Annotated in this window: 22 protein-coding genes; all 22 read right to left on the bottom strand. The window is 62.3% G+C overall.

Annotation, left to right across the window (positions count from 1 at the left end; all coding sequences use genetic code 11):
- Nucleotides 1-38 precede the first annotated feature (38 nt).
- Nucleotides 39-890, bottom strand: a complete 852-nt coding sequence (fdhD, locus tag AACH32_RS07990; protein ID WP_338606259.1) for a formate dehydrogenase accessory sulfurtransferase FdhD — start codon at nt 888-890, stop codon at nt 39-41.
- Between the two features lie 196 nt (nt 891-1,086).
- Nucleotides 1,087-1,998, bottom strand: a complete 912-nt coding sequence (ligD, locus tag AACH32_RS07985; RefSeq protein WP_338606258.1) for a non-homologous end-joining DNA ligase — start codon at nt 1,996-1,998, stop codon at nt 1,087-1,089.
- A gap of 312 nt (nt 1,999-2,310) precedes the next feature.
- Nucleotides 2,311-2,604: a hypothetical protein gene (locus AACH32_RS07980; RefSeq protein ID WP_338606257.1), complete on the bottom strand. Its 294-nt coding sequence runs from the start codon at nt 2,602-2,604 to the stop codon at nt 2,311-2,313.
- Between the two features lie 428 nt (nt 2,605-3,032).
- Entirely contained in the window at nt 3,033-4,277 is a 1,245-nt protein-coding gene (locus AACH32_RS07975; protein ID WP_338606256.1) for a lactate racemase domain-containing protein, read from the bottom strand.
- 122 nt (nt 4,278-4,399) lie between these two features.
- Nucleotides 4,400-6,235, bottom strand: a complete 1,836-nt coding sequence (locus tag AACH32_RS07970; protein ID WP_338606255.1) for an aldehyde ferredoxin oxidoreductase family protein — start codon at nt 6,233-6,235, stop codon at nt 4,400-4,402.
- A gap of 13 nt (nt 6,236-6,248) precedes the next feature.
- Entirely contained in the window at nt 6,249-6,515 is a 267-nt protein-coding gene (locus tag AACH32_RS07965; protein ID WP_338606254.1) for a MoaD/ThiS family protein, read from the bottom strand.
- A 53-nt stretch (nt 6,516-6,568) separates the two neighbouring features.
- Nucleotides 6,569-7,594, bottom strand: coding sequence for a zinc-dependent alcohol dehydrogenase (locus tag AACH32_RS07960; RefSeq protein ID WP_338606253.1), 1,026 nt, complete (start codon nt 7,592-7,594; stop codon nt 6,569-6,571).
- Between the two features lie 7 nt (nt 7,595-7,601).
- Nucleotides 7,602-8,306: an ABC transporter ATP-binding protein gene (locus AACH32_RS07955; protein ID WP_338606252.1), complete on the bottom strand. Its 705-nt coding sequence runs from the start codon at nt 8,304-8,306 to the stop codon at nt 7,602-7,604.
- Nucleotides 8,300-9,025 carry an ABC transporter ATP-binding protein gene (locus AACH32_RS07950; RefSeq protein ID WP_338606251.1) on the bottom strand — a complete coding sequence of 242 codons (726 nt, stop codon included), beginning with the start codon at nt 9,023-9,025 and terminating at the stop codon, nt 8,300-8,302. Before AACH32_RS07950 ends, AACH32_RS07955 begins: the two co-directional genes overlap by 7 nt.
- A 20-nt stretch (nt 9,026-9,045) precedes the next feature.
- Nucleotides 9,046-10,029 (bottom strand): branched-chain amino acid ABC transporter permease, encoded by a 984-nt coding sequence (locus tag AACH32_RS07945; RefSeq protein ID WP_338606250.1) that lies wholly within the window; start codon nt 10,027-10,029, stop codon nt 9,046-9,048.
- A complete protein-coding gene (locus tag AACH32_RS07940) occupies nt 10,026-10,913 on the bottom strand; it encodes a branched-chain amino acid ABC transporter permease (protein ID WP_338606249.1) in 888 nt (295 codons plus the stop codon). The genes AACH32_RS07945 and AACH32_RS07940 overlap by 4 nt, the downstream gene beginning before the upstream one ends.
- 452 nt (nt 10,914-11,365) lie before the next feature.
- Nucleotides 11,366-12,574 (bottom strand): ABC transporter substrate-binding protein, encoded by a 1,209-nt coding sequence (locus AACH32_RS07935; protein WP_338606248.1) that lies wholly within the window; start codon nt 12,572-12,574, stop codon nt 11,366-11,368.
- 52 nt (nt 12,575-12,626) lie between these two features.
- Nucleotides 12,627-13,820, bottom strand: a complete 1,194-nt coding sequence (locus tag AACH32_RS07930; RefSeq protein WP_338606247.1) for an iron-containing alcohol dehydrogenase — start codon at nt 13,818-13,820, stop codon at nt 12,627-12,629.
- Between the two features lie 49 nt (nt 13,821-13,869).
- On the bottom strand, nt 13,870-14,643 hold the full coding sequence (locus tag AACH32_RS07925; RefSeq protein WP_338606246.1) for an SDR family NAD(P)-dependent oxidoreductase: 774 nt from the start codon (nt 14,641-14,643) through the stop codon (nt 13,870-13,872).
- A gap of 289 nt (nt 14,644-14,932) precedes the next feature.
- Complete coding sequence (locus tag AACH32_RS07920; RefSeq protein WP_338606245.1) at nt 14,933-16,009, bottom strand: LacI family DNA-binding transcriptional regulator; 1,077 nt, start codon at nt 16,007-16,009, stop codon at nt 14,933-14,935.
- Nucleotides 16,010-16,385: 376 nt separating this feature from the next.
- The gene (locus tag AACH32_RS07915) at nt 16,386-17,021 is read right to left on the bottom strand and encodes a 2-oxoacid:acceptor oxidoreductase family protein (protein WP_338606244.1); all 636 of its coding nucleotides are present in this window, start codon (nt 17,019-17,021) and stop codon (nt 16,386-16,388) included.
- A gap of 2 nt (nt 17,022-17,023) precedes the next feature.
- Nucleotides 17,024-17,866 (bottom strand): 2-oxoacid:ferredoxin oxidoreductase subunit beta, encoded by an 843-nt coding sequence (locus tag AACH32_RS07910; protein ID WP_338606243.1) that lies wholly within the window; start codon nt 17,864-17,866, stop codon nt 17,024-17,026.
- Nucleotides 17,866-19,047, bottom strand: coding sequence for a 2-oxoacid:acceptor oxidoreductase subunit alpha (locus AACH32_RS07905; protein ID WP_338606242.1), 1,182 nt, complete (start codon nt 19,045-19,047; stop codon nt 17,866-17,868). The genes AACH32_RS07910 and AACH32_RS07905 overlap by 1 nt, the downstream gene beginning before the upstream one ends.
- A 2-nt stretch (nt 19,048-19,049) precedes the next feature.
- Complete coding sequence (locus tag AACH32_RS07900) at nt 19,050-19,415, bottom strand: 4Fe-4S dicluster domain-containing protein (protein ID WP_338606241.1); 366 nt, start codon at nt 19,413-19,415, stop codon at nt 19,050-19,052.
- A gap of 186 nt (nt 19,416-19,601) precedes the next feature.
- On the bottom strand, nt 19,602-20,312 hold the full coding sequence (locus tag AACH32_RS07895; RefSeq protein WP_338606240.1) for a FadR/GntR family transcriptional regulator: 711 nt from the start codon (nt 20,310-20,312) through the stop codon (nt 19,602-19,604).
- A 192-nt stretch (nt 20,313-20,504) separates the two neighbouring features.
- A complete protein-coding gene (locus AACH32_RS07890; RefSeq protein WP_338606239.1) occupies nt 20,505-21,125 on the bottom strand; it encodes a GAK system XXXCH domain-containing protein in 621 nt (206 codons plus the stop codon).
- Between the two features lie 40 nt (nt 21,126-21,165).
- On the bottom strand, nt 21,166-22,368 hold the full coding sequence (locus tag AACH32_RS07885; protein WP_338606238.1) for a GAK system CofD-like protein: 1,203 nt from the start codon (nt 22,366-22,368) through the stop codon (nt 21,166-21,168).
- Nucleotides 22,369-22,370 lie beyond the last annotated feature (2 nt).

Genomic DNA, 22,370 nt, shown 5'->3' with positions numbered 1-22,370 from the left:
GTAAGTTAACTCGGCGCGGTTCCCGCCCGGAACCGAGCCTAGAGGCCGGGCAAGGGCTCTCCCTGGTTTAGCACCCGCTGGGGGTGGCAGTAAATCGTGGCCCTCCCCTGGCGCACGAAGCCCAGCAGGGTGACCCCGGACTGCTCGCATATCTTGCGGCCCAGGGAGGTGGCGGCGGAAACCGAGCTAACCATGGGCAGCCCGGCCCGGGCCGCCTTGAGGGCCATCTCCAGGCTGATGCGCCCGGACACGGCGCACACGCACTCGCTCAAATCGCGGCCCTCGCTCATGGCCATGCCCAAGACCTTGTCCATGGCGTTGTGGCGGCCCACGTCCTCGGCCAGGTGCAAGAGCTCTCCCTGGGCGTTACCCAGGGCCACGGCATGGGCCGCGCCGGTGCGGCGGTAGATGCCCTGCCCTTCCTCCATGGCCTTGAACAGCTTTTGGATGTTCTCCAACTCCACGGTCAGGGCCGAGCGAACCGGGACGATGCCCCCGCCCAGGTCGCGGAAAGACTCCAGGCCGCACAGCCCGCAGGAGGTGGCCGCCGGGGCGGCGCGCCTGGCGCGGGCCCGGCGGGCCAGCTCCGGCGGCAGGGACACGTCGGCCCAATACACGGGCCCCACTCCGGGCAGCTCGTCGCCGCCCAGGCTGATGTCCAGCACTTCCCGGGTGGAGGCCACGAGGCCCTCGGTGAGGCAAAAGCCCAGGGCCAGGTGGCGCAGATCGGCGGGGGTGGCCATGAGCAGCACGTAGGAACGGCCTCCCAGACGGATCTCGCAGGGGGCCTCCACGGCCAACTCGTCGCCGTCCACGCGGGCCCGGTTTTCCTCCACCCGCAGGCTGGGTTGGCGGCTCACCACGCTGGGCTGCTCAGACTGTTTTGACAAGCTGTACCTTTCCTGGCGACGGGCGCTGCGCACCACCGACGCTTCTGCACGATTGAAGGCTCCGGTAAATCCCGCCGCGTCATCCCTCGGCGGTCCCCCATGCCGCACCTGAAAATGTAGCCTATGTGGCGGCTGGGATCAAACCGCCGGGGTCACGGCCCATGGTAAGGGCGTGATCAAGGGGACGGGGCTCGGCTTAATCAGCGAGGTTTTGCAGGTTGCGGCGGGCCTGGGCTAGGGAACGGCCGTGGCGCCCCATGCCCTGCCAGGGGTCGGGTTGTTGATCCAAGCGAGTGAGAATGTTGCCCAGGTTGAAGCTCTGGGGCCCCAGGCCGGAGGCGGTAAGCTCGCTCCACTCCAAGGGAGTGGCCACCGGCGCGCCGGGAAGGGCCCGCACCGCGTAGGGCGCCACCGAAGTTTGGCCGTAGCCGTTGCGGGTCACGTCCAAATACAGCCTGCCTCCCCGCTTGGCGATGCGCTGCTCGGTGGTCAAGACGTCAGGGTGTTCCCCAACCAGGCGCTGGGCCACCTCCAGGGCAAAGGCGCGAACCTGCTCGAAGCTTTCCTTGCGCAAAAGCGGGGCCGCCACATGCAACCCCCGCGAGCCGGTGGTCATGACATAGGGCCGCAAACCTATGCGCCCCAGCAGAGTGCGCAACATGCCCGCGGTGCGGATAACCAGGGGAAAGTCTCCCCGGTCCCCGGCGGGGTCCAGATCAAAAAGCACCCGATCCGGCAGGTCGGGGCGATCGGCCCGGCTCAACCAGGGATGCAGGGTGATGCCGGCCAGGTCGGCTATATAAAGCAAGGTGGAACGGTTGTTGGCCATGGCCTGCTCAATGTAGCCGCCCTCTTTTTTCTTGAGACGTACCCTGGAAATCCAGGCGGGAAAGTGACCGACAACTTCTTTTTGATAAAACCCCTCTGAGTTGATGCCCTCGGGAAAGCGCTGGATCATCAAGGGGCGGTCTTTGAGATGGGGCAGAATGATCGGCGAGGCCTGTTGGTAGTAATCCGCCAGATTCGCCTTGGTAAATCCCGACTTGGGAAATAGTATTTTGCCTGGGTTGGATAGCGCCAAATTTTGGGGGACACTTTTACCGGACATGTCGGCCACCCGCTTTGAACGCAAAACCGCCCTGCATAGCTTGCGCCGCCTCCCTGCTGACTGTTGGTCTGATTTTTTGGCTGTCGTTAGCTTAACACCCTTTGCCCTTGATTTTCACCCCCAGTTATCCGGGCTTTGCCGCAAGGCGCACCAGGCCCCTCCCACGGCAAAGGATTATCCGTAAAAAAACGGCGCAGCCCCGCAACGCGGCGCGCCGGGCGCCAATCCCGCGGTAATCAATGGGCGATGATTTTTAGCTTTTGGTGGCGGCAAACGCCAGAGATGCCGGCCGCGGCCGGCTGAGCGGCAAGGCTATTCCCTTTCTCCGCCGGCGCTGGCCTGATCCGACCCGTCGGCTTCTTCCCATAAAAAAGCCAATTCCTTTTCCGTCAAGGGCTCGGAGCTGGGCCGAATGCGGTTGCGGCAAATGGCCGCGAACAAGGACATGACGCGGTGCGAATCCCTCTCCTGGATTTCGGACCAATCGGGGCGCACCTTTTTTTGCCAAGGGCAGCCCTGACAATCGAAATCGCTTTCTTTTTGACTCACCGCCTCGCTGAGGCAGAAGTCATATTTTGGACAGGCGAAATTTCTTTTGATAGACATACGTTGCACGGTCCTTAAAACCTCAATTATTTAGCCGAAGCAACGATACCGACTGGCGCGGTCCGACCTCGGCTCTGCAAGGAAATCCCCAGGCACCGCCGTATAGGGCCCTGCGGTTTCGGCCTGGGGGTAATGGCCTGCTCTATTATTGTGAGACCTTGGCGCCGGGTTTTAAATGAAAATTTTTAAATATTTCTAATTTTAAAAATAGGCATCGTTTTGTTACGGCCAAGTGATCAGGGCCCGTTTGTGGGCGCGAGAGAGTATCGCTCCGCCCGTGTGCACTCCACCTCACGGCCCATCAATTTTATTGTAAATTTATATAGTTGTACGACATTAAACACATAGGCTCTCAAGACGCCGCCCGCAAAATGAATCGGGCCGGGGACAAGCCCCGGCCCGCGAGCCCACACTCTTTAATCGCCGGCCTAGCGGGTGAACAGTCCCACCGGCAGGTCGCCCTGCTCGTCAAAGGGCATGTCCTGGACCTCTCCCACCACCTCGACGTTTTCCATGTCCGCGGCTTCCGCCAGTAGGGCCTGGGACACCAGCATCTGGCCCAACTCCAGAGTGTTCTTGATCCACACCACCCTGGACTGGCTGCCGTCCTCGATGCCCACGGTGCTCAGGGCGTCGCTGATGGCCTCGCGGTCGTGATCGTAGGCAAAGGGGATGCGCCCCTTTTCCGGCACCGAAGCGGTCAGGCAGTTCACCCGCGTCTTGTGCAGGTCGATCTTTTCCACCAAGCGGCGGGTGGTGAATTCGGCGGTGCCCACCCCCAGGGCGTTGCCCTCGCTCTCCGGCGTCAGGTCACGCACGAAGATGCGCTTGAACTGGCGCTCGGTGGGTTCGGGGGTCGCCTGGTTCATCACCCGGCCGGTCACGTTGGAATCCATGCCGCTGCCGCTGATGTTTTTGCCCATCTCGTCCACGATGAGCAGGTCCACGTTTTTAAACGGCACCATGCCCATGAGCCGGCGGGCCTTTTGCAACATTTCCGAATCGGTCTTCATGAATTCACGGGGGCCGCACACCGCCAGGTGGGCGGTCTGCTCGCGGTAGTCCTCCACCAGGGCCACCCCGCAGAGTACCGCAACTTTGTCCATCACCACGCCGGCGATCTCGCGCACCACCTGCTCGAAACCGTGGGCGTAAAACTGGGAGTGGGCCAGCTTGGCCCCGGCGTGCTTGCCCATGCCGATGGTGAGCATCTTGCACAGGCCGCTTTCCACCACGCCCCGGAAGCTGGTGTGGGGCTTGACCCGGTTGACCACCACCACGTGGTCGGCCTTGACAAAATCGCGGCCGATGACCACCGGCTGACCGTAGCTGGTTTCTCCGATGACCTCGGTGGCCATGGAAGACTTTATGGGAGCGCCCACCGTTTCCTGGGTGATGCCCAGGTGCGTGAGCATGTCGGCCTGGCCCTGGTCGGTGGCCCCGCCGTGGCTGCCCATGGCCGGGGCCACGAAGGGCTCGGCCCCCAGGCCCTTGAGGTAGTCCACCACCGTCGCGATGGCCGCCCGCATGTCGGTGACACCCCGGCTGCCCGCGGTGATGGCCACCCGCGCACCGGGCTTTACCTTGTTCGTGAGGTTGAGGGCATCCAGGCCCCGACGGACCTCAAAGGGCACATCCACGGCCTCGGGGGCCGGGATATGGTTTTTAACCATCGCTATCTTGGGGAAATCCATTGTTCAGACCTTGCCAAGCCCACCGTTCAGGTTGTATTTCACGGGCGGTTTCAACCGCCGGTTACAGTATAGACCCGCTCGCCACCGGGTAAAAATTAAGTCTAGGCGATACCCAAATCACTGATGGTCTGCGGGGTGGGAATCCCCTCCTCGCTCCAGCCGCGATGCTTGTAATAGTCGCTGAGCAGGCGACCCATGGGCGGCAGTTGGTTGGTCAGTTCCTCGCCCTCGCGGTTGAGGGTCATGAAGCGCGGCGGCAGGAAGTCGTCCTTGCGGCTTACGCCCACCCGGGTGTTGTACAGGCGTTTGAGGTTGAAGGTGCGCTCGCCCACCTTCATGAGCGAGTCCACGTCCCAGTTTTTGCCGGTGACCAGGGACATCCACTCCACCACGTCGTTGACCGTCACCGCCTTGCCGATCTGGGTGAAGCGGCACAGCACCGCGCAGTCCTGCACGCACATCAGGTTCTGGAAGGTGGCGGTAAAGGCCGCCTTGCCCTCCACCTGATAGGCGTCCTGAGGCTCCGCTATGCCGATCTCGGGCATGTTCATGGCCAGTTCGTAGGGATGGCTCCAACTGGCGTTGTGGCAGGCCCCCCGGCCGCTGGTGCCGTAGGACAAGGCCTGGCTGAAAAAGCGCCGGGGATCGTGGGCCGAGGGCTCCAGGCCCTTGACGTGCACCGCGAACTCGATGGCGTTGCGGCCCAGGGCCTCGGCCATGGCCTTGGAGCCTTGGCTCATCAGCTCGCCGATGCCTTCGCGCTTGCCCATCTTTTCCACCATGGCCACCAGGGCCTCGCCGCTGCCCCAGGTCAGCTCCACCCCGCCGGTGTCCTCGGTGGTGATCAGACCCCTTTCAAAGGCCTCCATGGCAAAGGCGATGGTAGCCCCGGCGGATATGGTGTCCAGGCCGTAGCGGTTGCACAGGTCGTTGGCCTTGCAGATGGCCTCCAGGTCTTCCACCAGGCACTCGCCGCCCATGGTGCCCATGGTCTCGTATTCCGGCCCCGCGCCCTCCAGGCCCGCGTAGGGGCCTTCGGTGATCTTGATGTGCCGGCCGCAGGCGATGGGGCAGCCCCAACAGCCCTTGCGCCCGGTGAGCACCGTGTCGTGCAGCACCACCCCGTTGATCTTGGACACACCGGGCCAGCGCCCCTGCTTCCAGTTCTTCAAAGGGAAGTTGCCCAGCTTCTCGTAGTTCTCCGCGCCGCCGCCGGTGCCGTACTTGCCGAAGGTCTCGGTGGCGGTGGTGATGTGCTTGAGCAGTTTTTTGACGCTCTCAGCCAGGCCCTCGGGATCGGCCACCGGCGCGGCGCCGTCCCCCACGGCCACCAGGGCCTTGAGATTCTTGGAGCCCATAACCGCCCCCAGGCCGGTGCGCGCCGCCGCCCGGGTCAGGGTGCCGATGTGGGGCACCCCGGCGATGGGCGCCAGGCGCTCGCCCGCCTGGCCGATCACCGCCGCCGCCGCCTTTTTGGAAGTCTGGGCCTTGAGCCACTTGGCCGACTCCTCGGCGTCCTGGCCCCAGATCTCAGCGGCGTCGCGAATCTCGGCCTTGTCCTCGCTGATGGCCACGTACACCGGCTTGTCGGCCTTGCCCGTGACCACCACACCGTCGTAGCCCGCCTTCTTGAGCATCACCCCCCAGGAGCCGCCCACGTTGGCCTCGCCGAAAATACCGGTAAGGGGCGAGCGGGCCACGATGTGGTGGCGGCCCGAGGAAGGCACCTTGGTGCCTGTGAAGGGCCCGGTCATGGCGATGAAGACGTTTTCCGGGCTCAGCGGCTCGGTGTCGGCCTTGGTCTCCTCGTAAAGGATCTTGGCCGCCACTCCCGCGCCGCCCACGAATTTATCGGTCAACTCCGGGTCCAGGTCCTGCGCCTTTACTTGGCGGTTGTTCAAATCGACCCTGAGAAGCTTGTGATGGTATCCAGACATGGCAGGCTCCTAGTTATCCGCCGGTAACCGGCAAAAACAGTTTCACGGTGTCGCCGTCGTCCACGGCGTCGTCGAGTTTAAGTAATCTGCCCGCGCAAAAAACGCTGAGGTGGGCGCCCAACAGGGCGTCGTCTTGGTAGGAAAGGTACTTGGCAAAAAAGGCGCGCTCCCGGGCCAAAAGCTCCAGAAGCTCGCGCAGGGAGACGGGGCCCGGCAGGCTTATATCCAGGCACGGGACGCCGGCCGCTTTTTCAAAGGCCTGGGAAAGCTCTACTCGCATGGTTCATTCGCCCGAGGGGAAGCCAGAGCTTCAAACGGCCGACCCGGCTGGCATCAAACCACCAGAACCGGCTTGAGCAACTGGCCGCCCAGAGCCTCTCGGAAGGCCTCTTCGGCCTTTTCCAAGGGGAAATGCTGCGCCAAAACCGAAAAATCCATGGCCTGGTTGGCCATAAGGTTGATGGCCTGCTCATAGTCGGGCCGAGTGCTGGCATAGCTGAGCAAAATGCTCAGTTCGTTGCGCACCGATGGGCTGGGGAACCAGGTCAGTTCGCTGTTGTACAGGGCCACGATCAAAATGGTCCCGCCCCGGCGCACCAGGTTGAAGCCGGACTTCAAGGCGGGGGCCGCCCCCGAAGCCTCTATGAAAAGGTCGGCCATGCCTTCGCCGAAGGTGGAGCGCACCAACTCCTCGGGCGACTCGCCTTCCACGATGGCCGTTTCCAGGCCCAGGCGCTGGGCCGCGGGCAGGCGAACCTTGGCGTCGCGGTTCATGCCCAACAGCAGCACCCTGGCCCCGTGCAGCTTGGCCAGGCCGGCGCAGAGCAGGCCTATGGGACCGGGCCCGCTGACCACCACCTTGTCGCCGGGGCGGATCACGGTGCGCCTGAGGGCGTGCAGGGCCACGGAAACCGGCTCCACCAAAGGGGCCAGGTTGAGGTCGAGGTTGCTGGGCAGCGACAAAAGCTGGTCCGCCTTGGTCACCACGAATCCGGCCATGGCCCCATCGAAATGCAGGCCGATGACCTGGCGGTCCGGGCAAAGGTGGCTGCCGCCCGCCAAGCAGGTGGGGCATTTCAGACAGCCTTGGATGGCCACGGCGGTGACGTGGTCGCCGACCTTGCCCGGGTCCACCCCCGGGCCGGTTTCCACCACCACGCCGGAGAACTCGTGCCCCAGGATCACCGGCGGGGTGACGAACTCGTAGCCGGGGTCGTTGTTGAAGGCGTGCAGATCGCTGCCGCAGATGCCGCAACCGCTCACCTTGATGAGCACCTCCCCAGGCCCGGGGGCCGGGCGCGACACTTCGGTTACCGCCACTTGCCCCGGCTGGGTGCCATGCTTGACGAACGCTTTCATGATGCGCCTATTTTCCCAGGTAAACGGTCTTGACGTAATCGTCGTTGGCGATCTCGGAGCTGGGTCCGTGCAGGACCACGGTGCCCTTTTCCATGATGTAGGCCTCGTCGGCTATCTTGAGGGCGTGGTTCACCTGCTGCTCCACCAGGAAGATGGTCACCCCGGTTTTGGCGATTTCGCTGACCATGCGGAACATCTCCTGGACCAGCACTGGCGACAAGCCCAGGGACATTTCGTCGATCATCAACAGGCGCGGTTCGGTCATCAGGCCCCGAGCGATGGCGCACATTTGCTGCTCCCCGCCGGAAAGCGACCCCGCCTGCTGGGAGGAGCGTTCCTTGAGGATGGGAAACAGATCGTAAACCCTGTCCAGATTTTTTTGAAGATCCTTGCGGGCGTGCTTGGCATAGGCACCCATCTCCAGGTTTTCCAGGACAGTCAGGGTGCCGAAAAGCCTGCGCCCCTCGGGAACCAGTGCGACACCCATGGACACGATGTCCTCGGGGTTCATGGCGTTGATGTCCTGCCCCTGGAAGGTAATGCTGCCTTTGCGGTAGGGCACCATGCCGCTGATGGTGGAAAGCAAAGTGGTCTTACCGGCCGCATTGGGCCCCAATAGGGCCACGATCTTCCCTTCGTTGACTTCCAGGTTCACGTCCCTTAGCGCCTGGAAATCACCGTAGTAGGAATCAACCTTTTCGATGCTTAACACTCTGGCGCCTCCTCGCCCAGATACGCCGTAATGACGCACTGGTCACTGGTCACTTCATCAGGCGTGCCGCACGCGATGAGCGCGCCCTGGTCCATGACCAAGACCCGCTCGGAAATGGCCATCATGGCGTCCATCAGGTGCTCGATGAAAAGAATTGTAACCCCGCTGTCGCGGACCTGGCGGATCAGGGGCAGGTTTTCCGCAACCTCGGAGGGGTTGAGCCCGGCCAGAACCTCGTCCAGGAGCAAAAGCTTGGGTTTGGTGGCCAAGGCCCGGGCCACTTCGATGCGCTTGCGCTGGGCCAGGGTCAGATTGGCGGGCATCTTCTCGGCCAGGTGGGATATCTTCACCATTTCCAAGATTTCGTGGGCCTTTTGTCGGGCCTCCTTGGCGGTCTTGTAATGGGCGAAGATGGGCACCATGACGTTTTCCAGAACGGTCATGTCAAAGGGGCGCACCACCTGAAAGGTGCGGCCGACGCCCATGGCGCTGCGCTTGTAGGGCGGCTTTTTGCTCAGCTCCTCGCCCTCCAGGGTTATGCTGCCCCGGTCGCTGGCCAAAAGGCCGGATATAAGATTGAACAGAGTGGTTTTGCCGGCGCCGTTGGGGCCGATAAGGCCCAATATCTCACCGCGGCGCACCTCAAAGCTGACCTCGCTCACCGCGGCCAGGCCGCCGAAGTTTTTGGTCAGGTCTTTTACGACTAGCAGGTTGTCCATATTTCCACCATTACTGCCGGCTAGTTGTCCGCGGAAGAGGGTTCATCGGTTTTCTTCTTCTTGAACCAGGGCTCCAGCAAGCTGATGATGCCGCCCGGCACGAAGTTGACCACCGCGATGAGCATGAGGCCGTAAACCACGAAGTTCAGGCCTTGCTGGATGGTACCCAGATAGAAGCGCAGGAACTCACCGAGCGGGGTCATGATGATGGCGCCGATCACCGGCCCCCAGACCGTGCCCATACCACCTATGATGCCGTTCATGGCCGGCTGCAGTGAGAACAGGGGCAGGGAGAAGGCGGTACCCGGCTCCAGCACGTAGTTGTAGAACACGTAGAACACGGCGATCATGCCAGTGAGCCCCGAGCTCCACATCAGGCCCAGGAAGTGGGCCCTGGCGGTGTTGATACCTAGGGCGCGGGCGGCGTCTTCGTCGGCCGCCGCCGCCCGAAGATGATAACCCAAGGCAGAGGAGCGAATCCACCAAGCCAGAAGAATGACCAGGATGGCCATGCCCAAGGCGATATAGTAAAAGGGCGCTCCGCTGGTGAAGGTCAGGTTAAGCCAACTGGGTTTGAAGGGAATATTGATGCCCACCGAGCCATTGGTCAAGGCGCGCCAGTCCACGGCCACCATACGCAATACCTCGGCAAAGGCGATGGAGGCCAGGGTGAAGAAGGGGCCCTTGAGCCGGATCAAAGGGAAGGTCAAGATCACGCCGCCCAGCATGGCCACAAAGGTTCCAGCCACTATGCCGATGAATGGCGATATACCCAGCTTGACGTAGAGGATGGAGGCGGTGTAGGCCCCAAGGCCGAAGAATGCGGCGTGTCCCAGGGAGAACTTGCCGCCAAAGGCCGGGATGTTCCAGGCGGCGGTCAAGGCTATGTAGAAGAACACCAGGGTGAACATGTGCAGGACGAAGGTGGAAGTGAAGAACAGGGGCACCACCAACAAAGCCAGCAAAAGGATGATTGCGGCTGTTTTAAACTTGCTAGTTCTCACTTTAAACCAACCTCCTCGGAGCCCGCGCCCTTACCGAAGATTCCCTGGGGCCGGATGAGGATTGCGATGATGAAAATGCCGAAGTAAATCGCTTCCTTCAGGGCCGGGGAAACGTAAGTGCCGCCCACCGCTTCGACCACGCCGATGAAAAGTCCCGCCAGGAAGGTCCCGGTCATGCTACCCAAACCACCCAGCACCACCACGATAAAGGCGATAAGGGTGAAGGGGATGCCCACCGTGGGGTACACAGAGCTAAAGGGCATGAGCAGCACGCCGCCCAGGGCCGTGAACGCGCAACCGATGCCGAACGCCAACATGTAAAGCTTTTGAACCTTGACGCCCATAAGGCGGGCGATGATCGGGTCCTCCACGATGGCCCTAAGGGCCTTGCCCGTGTAGGTGCTTTTCAAGAAATAGTAGAGCAGTGTAATGGAACCAAGAGCGGCGAAGAAGGCCACCAGCCTGGGGATGCTGATGAATATGCCGGCCAGCTCGAAGGTGCCCATTCCGTAGGAAACCTGCACCGTGCGGAAGTTGCCCGTGCAAACGATCAGGGCCACGTTCTGCAAAATCAAAGATAGGGCCACCGTGGCGAAAATCTTCATGTTTGCCGAGGAACTTTGAATCGGCTGAACAATGATCCGCTGGATCACGACGCCGAACAGGAACATCACCGGCAAAACTATGATCGCCGACACGTAGGGATCCATGCCGAAAAAATAGTTGAGCCAGAAGGTCAGGTACATAGCCACCATGACCATCTCGCCGTGAGCGAAGTTGATGATGCGGACCACGCCGAAGATCAGGTTCAACCCGATGCTTATAAGTGCGTAGATCCCACCGAGAAGGAGACCCGATACGCAGACTTGGACAATCAACTCCATAGGTACTCTACTTCCATCTCTGGTTTTAGATGGTCTTTGTGGAAGGCAACCAACCCTGAGCCAGGCTTGCGGTAAATGCGTCGTCAATCGGTTTCGGCTTGTGCGTTGGCCCCATGCCGGCCGCCGCGATTGTCGCAGCTACACCAGAATTCAGGCGCCTGACTTGAATCCGAGGCCGGGTTCAACCCGTTGCCAGAAGGTCCAGCGGCGCGCAAACTCTGCGCGCTTTTTGCCGGGCCGCCTCCGTAAAAGGCGCGGAATCCTCTTGAGCGGTTTTTAGCGCCGCCAGCAGAGGGACGTCTTGATCTCCGCCTGACCGGGGATGATGCTTCCATGCCTAATATAGTGGCCGGGTCACCCGCCGGAAAAACTTTTTGGCTATCGCCCTGGGCGAATTTTTGTTTATCGGCGCTCCCCCACCAAGGAGGGAGCGCCGATACGAATCAGTTTGGCTACTTCTTGGGAAGTACGGGCTTGGTTACAGCGGCACCCAAGGGGTACACAGTGAGCAGCTTGCCGTCGCGCCACTGGGAAACAAACGCTGCTGCACGTATGTTCTGGCCGTTCTCGTCGAACTTGACGCCCCAACCGTTGGCAGTCTTGCCAAGGGGGATATCCACGGCCATGGCGGCTTTGCGAATCTTATCCGCGTCAAGACTTCCGGCCTTTTCGATAATATCAAAGACCACATTGGCGCCCATGAAGTTGGTCAGGCTGTGACCGGAGCGGGGCTCCTCTTTATAGGTCTTGCGGTAGAGATCCAGGAACTTCTTAAGACCCGGAGTAAATTTGGTGTTTACATCGTACTGGGTGAAGTCGACGTTAAGTATACCGTTGGCATTTTTCCCTAGAGCCTTGGCAAAGCTTTGCAGGCTGTGGCCTCCACCGGTGGCGATGAAGGGCTTGTTGAGCTTATACTCAGCAGCCTGACGACCCAGCAGGATAGCGTCGTTGGCGTAGGACACAAGCACGATCACGTCGGGATCGGCCTTCTTCAGGCGGAAGATGACCGGCGACAAGTCGCTGGAGCTGGAGGCGTAGGGCTCGATGGAAACCACATTCAAACCGGCCTTTTCGGCCAATTTATTGAAGCTGGCGGCCACGGAGGTGCCGTAATCGGAGTCCTCGTGAGCCACGGAAACCTTGACGTCCTTGGGCTTCTTGCCAATAGCCGGAGCGAGATAGTCGACGATGAAGTCCACCTGGCTCTTGCTGAACATGGCCGCGGTGCTGTTGGTGCGATACACCGTTTTGTAGCCGCGCTCGGTGATGGCGTTGGCGATGGCCCCCAACTCAAAGTAGGGGATTCCCTTTCGCGCGGCCACCTCGGTGGCAGCCATGCTGCGGGAGCTGGAATAAGAGCCAATGATCAGCCCGACTTTATCCTTTTCGATAAGCCTCTCCGCTTCTGAGCGGGCGGCGGCCACGTCGGAGCAGTCGCCATTGGCGAACACGATTTGCTTGCCATTGATGCCACCGTTCTGGTTGCGGACCATGCGGGCTATCTCGGCCCCACGCCAGCTTTCCTCGCCCAGCAGGGCTAGGGGCCCGGAACGGGGATAAAGGGCGCCGATAGTTATCTCCTTGTCGGCGGCAAATGACAGGGGCGCCAGAGACATCATGAGCGCCAGCGCCAAGGTAACCAGTAAAAGCTTTTTCATGCTAACTTCCCTCCCTACCTCGAATTAGAAACAAAACATTAAGGGGTTGCCATCAACCCCCTTGGTAATACTCGATGGCCTTGGCGACATCGCCGGTGACCATAGTTTTGTATAACACTTGCAACCGACCGGCGTCTATGGTAGCCGGGCTGGTGGGCCGGGGGTAGCGTTCCACGCACTCGGTGATCATGGCCGGCACGTCCTCGGCGCTGATGTTCACCTCCTGCAGGGAGCGGGGCAGCCCCAGGGCCAGGTTCAGCTCGTCCACCCAGATCGCCAACTCCTCGGGCTTGGCCCCCGGCTTGTCCAGCACCAACTCCGCCGCCTGGGCGATACGCTCGGGGATGGCGGTCAGGTTGTAGGCGATGGTAAAGGGCAAGGCCATGGCGCAGGACACGCCGTGGGGCAGATGGCTGCGGTTGGCAATGGTATAGGCCACCGAATGGCCCAGGACCACCCCCGCGTTCAGGGCTAAGCCGCCCACGTAAGCCCCGTAGATCATAGCCCGCCTCGCCTCCATGTTGGAGCCGTCCTCACAGGCGGTCTTGAGCCAACGGGCCACGATGGACATGCAGGTAGTGGCCTGAGTGTCGCTATAGGGGTTGGCGTTGATGGACATGAAGGCTTCCAGGGCGTGGCTGAGCGCGTCCATGCCCGTGGCCGCGGTGATCTTGGCGGGCAAGGTCTTGGTCAGCTCGGCGTCCAACACGGCCGCCGAGGGCACCAACTGAGGGCTGACCACCACGGCCTTGCGCCCCTGCACCGAGAGCATGGACACGGCGGTGGCCTCGGCCCCGGTTCCCGCGGTGGTGGGTATGTTTATTAAGGGCAACGGGGCCCGGGCAAAGCTGGTGGCGCCCAGGTGGTCGGTAAGTTTCTCGGGGTTGGTGGCCATGGCGGCGGCCAGCTTGGACATGTCCAGGGAACTGCCGCCCCCCATGCCGATAACCGCCTGGAAGGGCTTGCTGCGGGCGAAATCGATCAATGCCTCGGCGATCTCCAGGGTGGGCTCGCCCACGATGCCGTCGAACACCGCCACGCCATAGCCGGCCGCCTCCAGGGGCTCGGCCGCCTTGCGGTCCAAACCCAGCTTGACCACTTCCTTGTCAGCCACCAGGAGCAGGTCGCCCCCACTGATGTTCCAGCCCTTGAGCAGTTGCTGCAACTGGCCGGCAGAGCCGTCGCCCAGCATGAGCTGGCGCGGACCGATGCATCCGTATACGTTTGGCTTACTAAATGATATCATAACTTTGTGTTCCTTATTTAACAATTTGGATTAAGATATTCGGCCTGCCTCAAGCGGCCATCCAACCCCCATCGATGAAGATGACTTCGCCGGTTATGTAATCGGAGGCCGGGCAAGCCAGGAACAGGGCCGCATATCCGATGTCCTCGGGAGCCCCGAACCTTTTTAGAGGGATGCGAGAGAGCATCCAGTCCTGGGTGTCGGAGTTGGTGAAGGCGGCCTCGGTCATGCTGGTGCGCACGTAACCGGGAGCCACCGCGTTAACGTTGATGCCGTTGGCCGCCAATTCCACGGCCATGGATTTGGTCAAGGAAAGGATGCCCCCCTTGGCCGCGCCGTAGGCCGAAATATTGGGCACCGCGATCTTGCTGGTCAGTGAGGCCAGGTTGATGATCTTGCCGCCGCCGGCCTGGGCCATTTGCCGGGCCGCCGCCTGGGCCATGAAATAGGCGCCGCGCAGCTGGATGGCCATGACCCTGTCGAAATCTTCCGGCTCGAACTCCAAAAACGGCTTGCGGATGTTGGAGCCGGCGTTGTTGATGAGCACGTCCAGGCGGCCGAAGCGGTCCACGGTCTGCCGGACTATGTCGCCATAGTCACCCACCTGGCTCAGGTCGGCGCTGATGGTCTCCACCTCGCGGCCGTAGCGCTCCCGGAGCATCTCGGCGGAGGATTGCAACTGGCTCTCGCTGCGGGCCACCAGCACCAGGTCGGAGCCGGCCCCGGCCAGCACTTCGGCTATGCCCAGGCCAATACCCCGGCCACCGCCGGTAACCAAGCTGACTTTATTTTCGAGGGAAAAGGCGTTGCTCTGGTATGGCATTTTATAAAGATCCAGTCCCCTATCCGGTCGCATCAGGTCGAGTCTAAGGTAGCTGCATGGATGGTTACCGGTGCCGCGGATCGGCCGGATTATCCGGCCGGCAACCACCACAGCTGTAGCCTTGTATAGTTTAACGTTTTACTCTTGTCGCAAATTTATGGTGTATTTGTCAACCATAAAAGCCTGACCAAGGCTTTTATGGCGATCCGGCACCGCGCCGGGACTCAGACCGGACCCAACCTGGTCACGACCTTACGGACACGGATGGCAAAGCTGGGGGGCAGGCAGATCAGGTCTTGGCCTGCGAGGATACGGTGGCGTCATAACGGCTTCCCCGGGCCCGGAATCCGCAGGTGTCGCGGATGATGAGCTTGGGCTCCAGGACCACCCGCCGCACGGTTTCCATCGACTCCATCTTGATCCGGCTGAGCAGGATATCGACCGCCACCCTGCCCATGACCGTCTTTTTCTGGGATACGGTAGTGAGTCCCACCCCCGGCAAACCAGCCATTTCGATGTCGTCGAAGCCCACCACGGCCACGTCTTGGGGCACTGTTAATCCCGCCTCTCCCAAGGCGTCCAGCACCCCCAGGGCCATGTGGTCGTTGCAGGCGAAAACGGCCGTAAATTCCACCTCTTGCCCAAGCAGATCCCGCGTGGTCTCATAGCCGGAACGCCGGGTGAAATCGCCATCCACCACCAGCCGGGGATCAAGTTCGATGCCGTAGTTTTCCAGGCACACCAAAGACCCCTGCAGACGATCCTGGCCGGTGGAGGTGTTCTTGGGGCCCATGAGCAGGGCGATCTTGCGGTGTCCCATCCGGACCAGATGCTCCACCGCCAGGTAGGCGCCCCTGGGGTTGTCGATGCCCACGAAATCGGCCGACGGGGAGCCCAGCTCCTCGTTTACGTAACGCAGGGCCAAGGCCACCGGCAGGCCGCCTTCCACCAACTCAAAGACGAACTTGTCGTCCAGGAGCGCGGCGCAAATAATCAGACCGTCCACCCCATGAGAAACCAGTTCCCTCACGTCGGCCTGGTGTTTATCCACCCCGTCTTCCACCGAGCAAGTGATGACCCGGTAGCCGCTCTCCTGGGCCCGGTCGATGATGTCTTGGGCCAGCTCGGAGTAAAAGGGGTTCAGCAAGGTCTTGATCAATAGGCCCAGGATGTTGCTTTGCTTGTTCACCAGGGCGCGGGCGGCCAAATTTGGGTGATAATTCATTTCGTTGGCGATAGACATCACCTTCTGGCGAGTGGCGGCGCTAATGCGGTTGGTCTGTTTGTCCCGCAGGGCCAGGGAAACCGTGGTCACGGAGACTCCCGCCGCCTTGGCGATATCCTTGACTGTAGCCTGTTTTCTCATTAATTATTTTTGGCGTAAAATCTACAAGTTAACATGATCCCCCCGATACGCCCCCAGGCTTCATGCCAAGGAAGCTGCCAGCCACTTCAAGTTTAGCGTTAAATCGATAGTAAATGGGAATGAAATCAGTGTCAAGCATGACATGTATCGATAATCGTCAACGCGGGGGATCTGCGGCCAAAATAATCTGAAATTATTATGTTTTTTATTTTACCCGCAGGAAGGGAAATACTGGCTGGCACCCCACCCTTCCGGGCCCCTGGCTGGAGCCGCCCATCGCGGGAAGGCAAACAACGATGGGAGCCCCATAGGACTCCCATCGCTTGAGTCTAATTCACCTGACTCGCGCGCCGGCGCGCGAGTCTCCCGAATGCGCCTAAACGTCCTCGGAAGTGGGCTCCTGGCTAACCTCCTGGGTTTTGGCCTGCCAATCCTTGGCCATTTTGGTCCCGGCGGCCAGGGCCTTTTTATTCAGGGCCTCGGTGCCCTTGGGCACCCTAGCCAAGAGGGCCTTTTCCAGGGCCTTGCGGCTGACCACCCCGGTGAGCTCGGTAAGGGCGCCCAGAGCCACCACGTTGGCCACCATGGGCTTGCCCAGCTTGTCGCGGGCCGTGGCCGTGAAAGGCAGGGCCACCGCCCGGCTGGAGGGCGGATGGCTCACCAGATCGCTGTCCACCACGATCCAGCCGCCGGGCTCCAGATCCCAAGAGTAGGTGTCCGCCGCTTCCTGGGTCAGGGCCAGGAAGATGTCCACCCTGGTGGCCAGGGGATAGTCGATATCCTGGTCGGCCACGATGACCTCGGCCTTGGACGCTCCTCCCCGGGCCTCCGGTCCATAGCTCTGGCCCATGGCCACGGAACGGCCATCGTGCAGCCCGGCCGCCTCGGCCAAAACCAGTCCGGCCAGGATGAGCCCCTGCCCGCCGCTGCCCGCCAGACGCACCTCCATGCGCTCCATGGCCGGGGCTGGAGTCTTGGTCTTGCCGGTGTCTTTCTTCTTGCTTACCGCCATGGCTAGCCCTCCTTCCGGATGGCCTGGGCCCGTTCGATGGCGCCCTCGTAAGTCTCCCAGAAAGTGGGGCGCCCGTGGTCGGCCAAGACGCCGATGGGGAAACGGCCCTCGCGCTCGGCCGGGCTCACCTTGTCCCAGCGGTCCGCGCGCACCGCCTGTTTCTTGAAGCCCTTCATCATCTCCACCTGGCTGCCCAGCCGGTTTTGCCGCCCGTAGTTGGTGTGGCAGGGGCTGAGCACCTCCACCACGCCGAAGCCCTTCTTGGCTATGGCCTGGCCCAGCATCTGGTCCAGCTGGGTCACGTGGTACACCGTGGAGCGGGCCACGAAGGAGGCCCCCGCGGTCACCGTGAGGGCGCTGATGTCAAAGCTGGGCTCGGAATGCCCGTAAGGGGCGGTGGTGGCCTTGGCGCCCAGGGGGGTGGTGGGGCTGTATTGGCCGCCGGTCATGCCGTAGTTCAGGTTGTTGACGATAATGGCCGTGAGGTCCAGGTTGCGCCGCGCCGCGTGTATAAGATGGTTGCCGCCGATGGCCGTGGCATCGCCGTCGCCCATTACCACGATGACCTTGAGCTCCGGCTTGGCCAGCTTGATGCCCGTGGCAAAGGTAAGGGCCCGGCCGTGGGTGGTGTGCACGCTGCCCACGTCCACGTACACCGGCAGGCGGCCGGAACAGCCGATGCCGCTTACCAGCACCACCTGGTTCTTGTCGTAGCCGCCCTGGGCCAGGGAGCGCACCAGCGATCCCAACAGGATGCCCAGCCCGCAGCCGGGGCACCATACGTGGGGGAACTTCTTATCGTGACGCAGCCAATCGTAGACCACGCTTCGATGCACCGCCGTCATCAGGCCACCTCCCGCATGCGGCCCAGGATCTCCTCGGGGGTGATCATGGTGCCGTCCATTTTGCTGTGACGAATCACCTGGGTTCGTCCGTCGTTGACCCTTTTTACCTCGCGGCTGATCTGGCCCATGTTGAGTTCGGGCACCAGGGCCGCCTTGCGCCCGGTGAGCGCCGCCTCCACCGCCTGGCGGGGGAACGGCCACAGGGTCAACAGCTGCAGCAGGCCCAGCTTGATGCCCCGTTCCCGGCCCAGGCGCACCGCCGCCCGGCAGGAGCGGGCCGTGCAGCCATAGGAGATCAGCACGATCTCGGCGTCGTCCAGGGAATACTGCTTGGTGAGCATCAGGTCGTCGAAGTGGCGGCTGATCTTGCCGAAGAGTCGGGCGTAGAAAGGCTCCACCTCGTCGGCCCGGCGGGTGGGGAAGCCCCGCTCGTCATGCACCAGGCCGGTCACGTGGTAGCGGTAGCCCTCGCCCAGATCGGCCAGGCGCGGAATCAGGCTGCCGTCGGTTTTATAAGGCACGTACCAGTCCGGAGGCACGGCCGGGCGGCGGCGGTCGATGACCTCCAGATCGCCCTCGGCCGGCAGCACCACCTTCTCGCGCAAGTGGGCCACCGTCTCGTCGGCCAGGAAAATGACCGGGGTGCGGAAGCGCTCGGCCGTGTTAAAGGCCATTACCATCAGCTCGAAGCACTCGCTAACCGAACTGGGGCAGAACACGACGGCCGGGTGGTCGCCGTGGGTGCCCCAGCGGGCCTGCTGCACGTCGCCCTGGGCCACGTTGGTGGGCAGGCCGGTGCTGGGCCCGCCGCGCATCACGTTGACCACCACCAAGGGGATTTCGGCGATCATGGCGTAGCCCAGGTTCTCCTGCATCAGGGAGAAGCCCGGCCCGCTGGTGGCGGTCATGGCCTTGCGGCCGGCCAGAGAGGCGCCCACGCAGGCCCCTATGGAGGCGATCTCGTCCTCCATCTGGATGAAGGGATTTCCCCGTACCGGCATCTCCCGGCTCATGTACTCGGTGATCTCGCTGGCCGGGGTGATGGGATAGCCCGCGAAAAAGTTGCAGCCGGCGGCCAAGGCGCCCAAGGAAGCGGCCTCGTTGCCCTGCAGCAGCCGGGATTGACCCTTGCGCGCCGACTTGGCCGGCCTGCGCGACGGCTTGGTGGTTTCTGCGGCCATGACTATTTTTCCTCCCGCGGCACCGGGGCCAAACGTTCCGGGCTGATCGTGCCGGTGTTCTTGGCGGACTCGGATTGTTCCTTTTTCACCTCACGCGGCCTTACCGCGCCGACCGGATGGGCCAAGTCCATTGCCCCGGGTTTTTCATAGCCCACGGTTATGGCGAAGTCGGGGCAAAGCATTTCGCATAGCCCGCATCCCGTGCAGCGATCCTGGTCCACCAGACGGGGATAGCCCCATTCATCCGCGACCAGGATGCCCAGGGGACAAAAGGACACGCAATTGCCGCAACGCTTACACCAGGCAGGATAAAAGCTGTGTTTACCTTTCGGCTTGTCCCGTTTCGTGGTCGCCTGGTTGGCGATCATGTCACTACTCCAGTGCTTGATCCGATTAAGTATCAAAAGGCGCCCTCCGCGCCTTTCCTCGGCCACTCAACATTTTAGACCGTCTTGACGGGCAGCCGGCGCCCCTTGACCAAAAAAACCTCAAAGCTCCCCTGCCCGACTAAAGCCCGCTTGGCGGCCGCGCGGCCGGCGAAGACCTCGTCCACCCTAGATATCCAGCCCCAAGCGTTTGGCCGCCATCCGCAGATGGGCCAGGGTCTCTTCCCTGGCCTTCTGGGGGTCGCGCGCCTCTATGGCCCGGTAGATGCTCTCGTGTTCCTTTTGCACCTGCCGGGGCAGGCCGGGGTTTTGCCGCGAATGCTCCCTGGCCCCTTGGATGAGCACCAGCAGCTTGTCGTTCAAGAACTGCATCAGTTCGCACAGGTGCTGATTGCCGCTGGCCTCGGCGATGCCGCGATGAAAGTCCAGGTCGGGCACGGCCCCTATGGCGTCGCCTTCCACCGCGTGGGCCATGGCCACCACGCACTCACCCAAGCGGGCGATATCGCGCGTATGGGCCCGAGCGGCGGCCAAGGCCGCGGCCTCGGCTTCCAGGATGGCCCGAAGCTCATACAGGTGGGTCAGGGATTCAGCGTTGGATTTCTCGGGATCCTCCAGGCGGAAGTAACGGCGTCCGGCGCGTCCCACCACCATGACCCCGCGCCCCTGTTGAGATTCCAAAAGCCCTTCGGCCTTGAGCTGGGAAAGCGCCTCGCGGATCACCGCCCGGCTCACGCCGAAGCGGGCGGCCAGTTCCATCTCGGGAGGCAGCATCTCGCCCGGCTTGAGCGTGCCGTTTTCCAACTCCCCCACGAGTATGGCGGCCACCTGGTCGGGAAGACGCAAAGGCTGCTTCAACTCATATTTGTCTGACAACATGCTTTCCATGCAGCATGATTATCACTTCAAGGCAGCCATTTCAAGCAAAATCCTCAATGATTTTAAAAACCCCACCCAATAAAAATTCAGCGATATCGGTTTTATCCTGGCCAGTTAGATTAAAGTGGCCGCCGGAGCGCAAAAAAAGGCCGCCCCAGAGGGCGGCCAGGGGCGATTTGGCTGGATGCGTATCTATTTGAACTTGCCGTGACAGTCGCTTTTGCACTGAGCCACTTCGGCCAGAGCCTCGTCCAGGGCCTGGGCCTCGCCGGCGGCCATGGCCGCTTCCAGGCGCTCCAGGGCGGCCAAAAAGCGGGGGTAGTTCTCGCTGCCGTACTTGGCCTTGTCAAAGGTGCACAGGGCCCGGGCATCGGCCAGAAAGGCCGCGACTTGCTCAGCCTCGGGCATGCCCCCCTGCTTGCGGGCCTCCCGCACCGCGCTGAAGCTTTTGCCCAGGGCCTTTTTCACCTTTTTGTAGGAAGCCTTGCCCTCGCTCTCGGCGGGCTCCTCCTCACCGGCAGTTATCTCCACGAACCCCCCGTCCTGCTCCGGCTCGCCGGCCTCCCCGGCCGCGGCCTCTTCCGGCGAGGGAATGGGTATGGGAGAAACCAGCTTGAGGTTTATCTTCAAGGTGGTCTTGTCGGACTTGGTCTTGAGCTCCTCTTTGACCTTTACCTCGCCCTCCAGGTCCAGCTCGTCGGAGCGCAGGGCGATGTGCCCCTGCTCCAAGGCGTCGGCCAGTTGGCGCAGATAGTCCGCCGCCTCGGCGGGCGAAAAGCGGTGCTTCACTTTATCCTTCTTGGGAGTGTTCATACGTTTCTCCAGGTAATAGACTACCGTCGCCTCCCTGGCCTCAAACCAAAGAGAGCAGGGCTTCGGCCAAAAGGCGCCCATCGGTCAGGGGGGCGCTGTCTGGCGTGACTAGTTCGGTCTCGATGACCCCCAGGCCCATATCTTCCAGGGACCGGCGATCCCATCCTCCGGGATAGCCTTGCCACTGCCGGTCCAAAAGCACGTAATCCAAGACTCGTCCCCCGTCGCGCCGGGCCCCCTCCTGGGCGCCCAGAGCGCCAAGCAGCTCGGCCACGCGCTGGGCCACCCCCCCCGTGAGCGCCTCGCTATCCGGCGCGGTATTGGGCACGAACACCTTGGGACAGGGATTGGCGGCCACCGCCTCCCCTATTCCCGAGGGCAACAGGCTGGCCAACAGGCTGCTGTAAAAGCTGCCCACCGGATAGCAGATCAGCTCCGCCGTGGCGACGAGGCGGGCCACCTTGGGCCTGATCGCCGCCGATGCCGGGCGCTCCTGGTCCAGGCCCTGATTCAGGCCCAGCTTTACGATGGGCGAGGACAAGGGCGGCTCGTTCTTGCCGGTCAGGCGGTGCTGCCCCAGGATCAGGCGGCCGTCGGCCAGGCGGGCGGACAGGTGCAGATCCTGGTTGACCACCGGGCGCACCACCCCGCGCACCTCGGCCAGCTTGGTGAACAGAAAAACCACCGGGTCCAGATGGCGGCCGTTGTTGAGATAGCCCCCCACCAAGACCAGGTTGCCGATGCTGGCCCCGGCCAGGTCGAAGTGATCCGGCATCTCGGCCAGGAAATAGCCCAGGTGGTTGCGGATGATCTTGCGCAGGGGGTCGGGAACCGCGGCCACCAAGGGGTCGTCGCCCTCCACCATGTCCTCCAGGCGCTGCCGCAGCTCCCGGGCGTCGGCCTCCGGGGGCAGGCGATAGGAGAAAAGGCGGCGCACCTCGGCGTTGCCCCGCACGCTCATGTCGGCCAGGGCCATCATGCGGTTGCGCAGGTCGCCCACCGCGGGCATGGCAAAGGCCCGGCGCAAAACCGCCGACGAGCCGCCGGAGTCAAAGGGGGTGATGAGGTGGATGGAGTTGTGGGTGTATTGGATCAGCTCCCGGCACAGGGGGCCGGGTCCGGTGCCGCCACTGAAAAACAGGATGGTTGGCCCCAGCTCCGGCGCTCGGCCGTAGCGGGCCAGTCGCACCGGATCGGGCACGCGCAGGGGTCGGCTTATGGTCAGGCCACCTTGGTCGCTCAAGT

Source organism: Desulfoferula mesophila (genome assembly GCF_037076455.1).
Classification (GTDB): domain Bacteria; phylum Desulfobacterota; class Desulfarculia; order Desulfarculales; family Desulfarculaceae; genus Desulfoferula; species Desulfoferula mesophila.
The sequence above is the reverse complement of the archived record's forward strand: the minus strand, read 5'-3'. Positions and strand labels throughout refer to the sequence as shown.

Excerpts from the sequence above, each read along its gene's own strand:
- ligD (WP_338606258.1), bottom strand. The coding sequence starts at position 1,998 with ATGTCCGGTAAAAGTGTCCCCCAAAATTTGGCGCTATCCAACCCAGGC.
- AACH32_RS07980 (WP_338606257.1), bottom strand. The coding sequence starts at position 2,604 with ATGTCTATCAAAAGAAATTTCGCCTGTCCAAAATATGACTTCTGCCTC.
- AACH32_RS07975 (WP_338606256.1), bottom strand. The coding sequence starts at position 4,277 with ATGGTTAAAAACCATATCCCGGCCCCCGAGGCCGTGGATGTGCCCTTT.
- AACH32_RS07970 (WP_338606255.1), bottom strand. The coding sequence starts at position 6,235 with ATGTCTGGATACCATCACAAGCTTCTCAGGGTCGATTTGAACAACCGC.
- AACH32_RS07965 (WP_338606254.1), bottom strand. The coding sequence starts at position 6,515 with ATGCGAGTAGAGCTTTCCCAGGCCTTTGAAAAAGCGGCCGGCGTCCCG.
- AACH32_RS07960 (WP_338606253.1), bottom strand. The coding sequence starts at position 7,594 with ATGAAAGCGTTCGTCAAGCATGGCACCCAGCCGGGGCAAGTGGCGGTA.
- AACH32_RS07950 (WP_338606251.1), bottom strand. The coding sequence starts at position 9,025 with ATGGACAACCTGCTAGTCGTAAAAGACCTGACCAAAAACTTCGGCGGC.
- AACH32_RS07940 (WP_338606249.1), bottom strand. The coding sequence starts at position 10,913 with ATGGAGTTGATTGTCCAAGTCTGCGTATCGGGTCTCCTTCTCGGTGGG.
- AACH32_RS07935 (WP_338606248.1), bottom strand. The coding sequence starts at position 12,574 with ATGAAAAAGCTTTTACTGGTTACCTTGGCGCTGGCGCTCATGATGTCT.
- AACH32_RS07930 (WP_338606247.1), bottom strand. The coding sequence starts at position 13,820 with ATGATATCATTTAGTAAGCCAAACGTATACGGATGCATCGGTCCGCGC.
- AACH32_RS07925 (WP_338606246.1), bottom strand. The coding sequence starts at position 14,643 with ATGCCATACCAGAGCAACGCCTTTTCCCTCGAAAATAAAGTCAGCTTG.
- AACH32_RS07920 (WP_338606245.1), bottom strand. The coding sequence starts at position 16,009 with ATGAGAAAACAGGCTACAGTCAAGGATATCGCCAAGGCGGCGGGAGTC.
- AACH32_RS07915 (WP_338606244.1), bottom strand. The coding sequence starts at position 17,021 with ATGGCGGTAAGCAAGAAGAAAGACACCGGCAAGACCAAGACTCCAGCC.
- AACH32_RS07910 (WP_338606243.1), bottom strand. The coding sequence starts at position 17,866 with ATGACGGCGGTGCATCGAAGCGTGGTCTACGATTGGCTGCGTCACGAT.
- AACH32_RS07905 (WP_338606242.1), bottom strand. The coding sequence starts at position 19,047 with ATGGCCGCAGAAACCACCAAGCCGTCGCGCAGGCCGGCCAAGTCGGCG.
- AACH32_RS07900 (WP_338606241.1), bottom strand. The coding sequence starts at position 19,415 with ATGATCGCCAACCAGGCGACCACGAAACGGGACAAGCCGAAAGGTAAA.
- AACH32_RS07895 (WP_338606240.1), bottom strand. The coding sequence starts at position 20,312 with ATGTTGTCAGACAAATATGAGTTGAAGCAGCCTTTGCGTCTTCCCGAC.
- AACH32_RS07890 (WP_338606239.1), bottom strand. The coding sequence starts at position 21,125 with ATGAACACTCCCAAGAAGGATAAAGTGAAGCACCGCTTTTCGCCCGCC.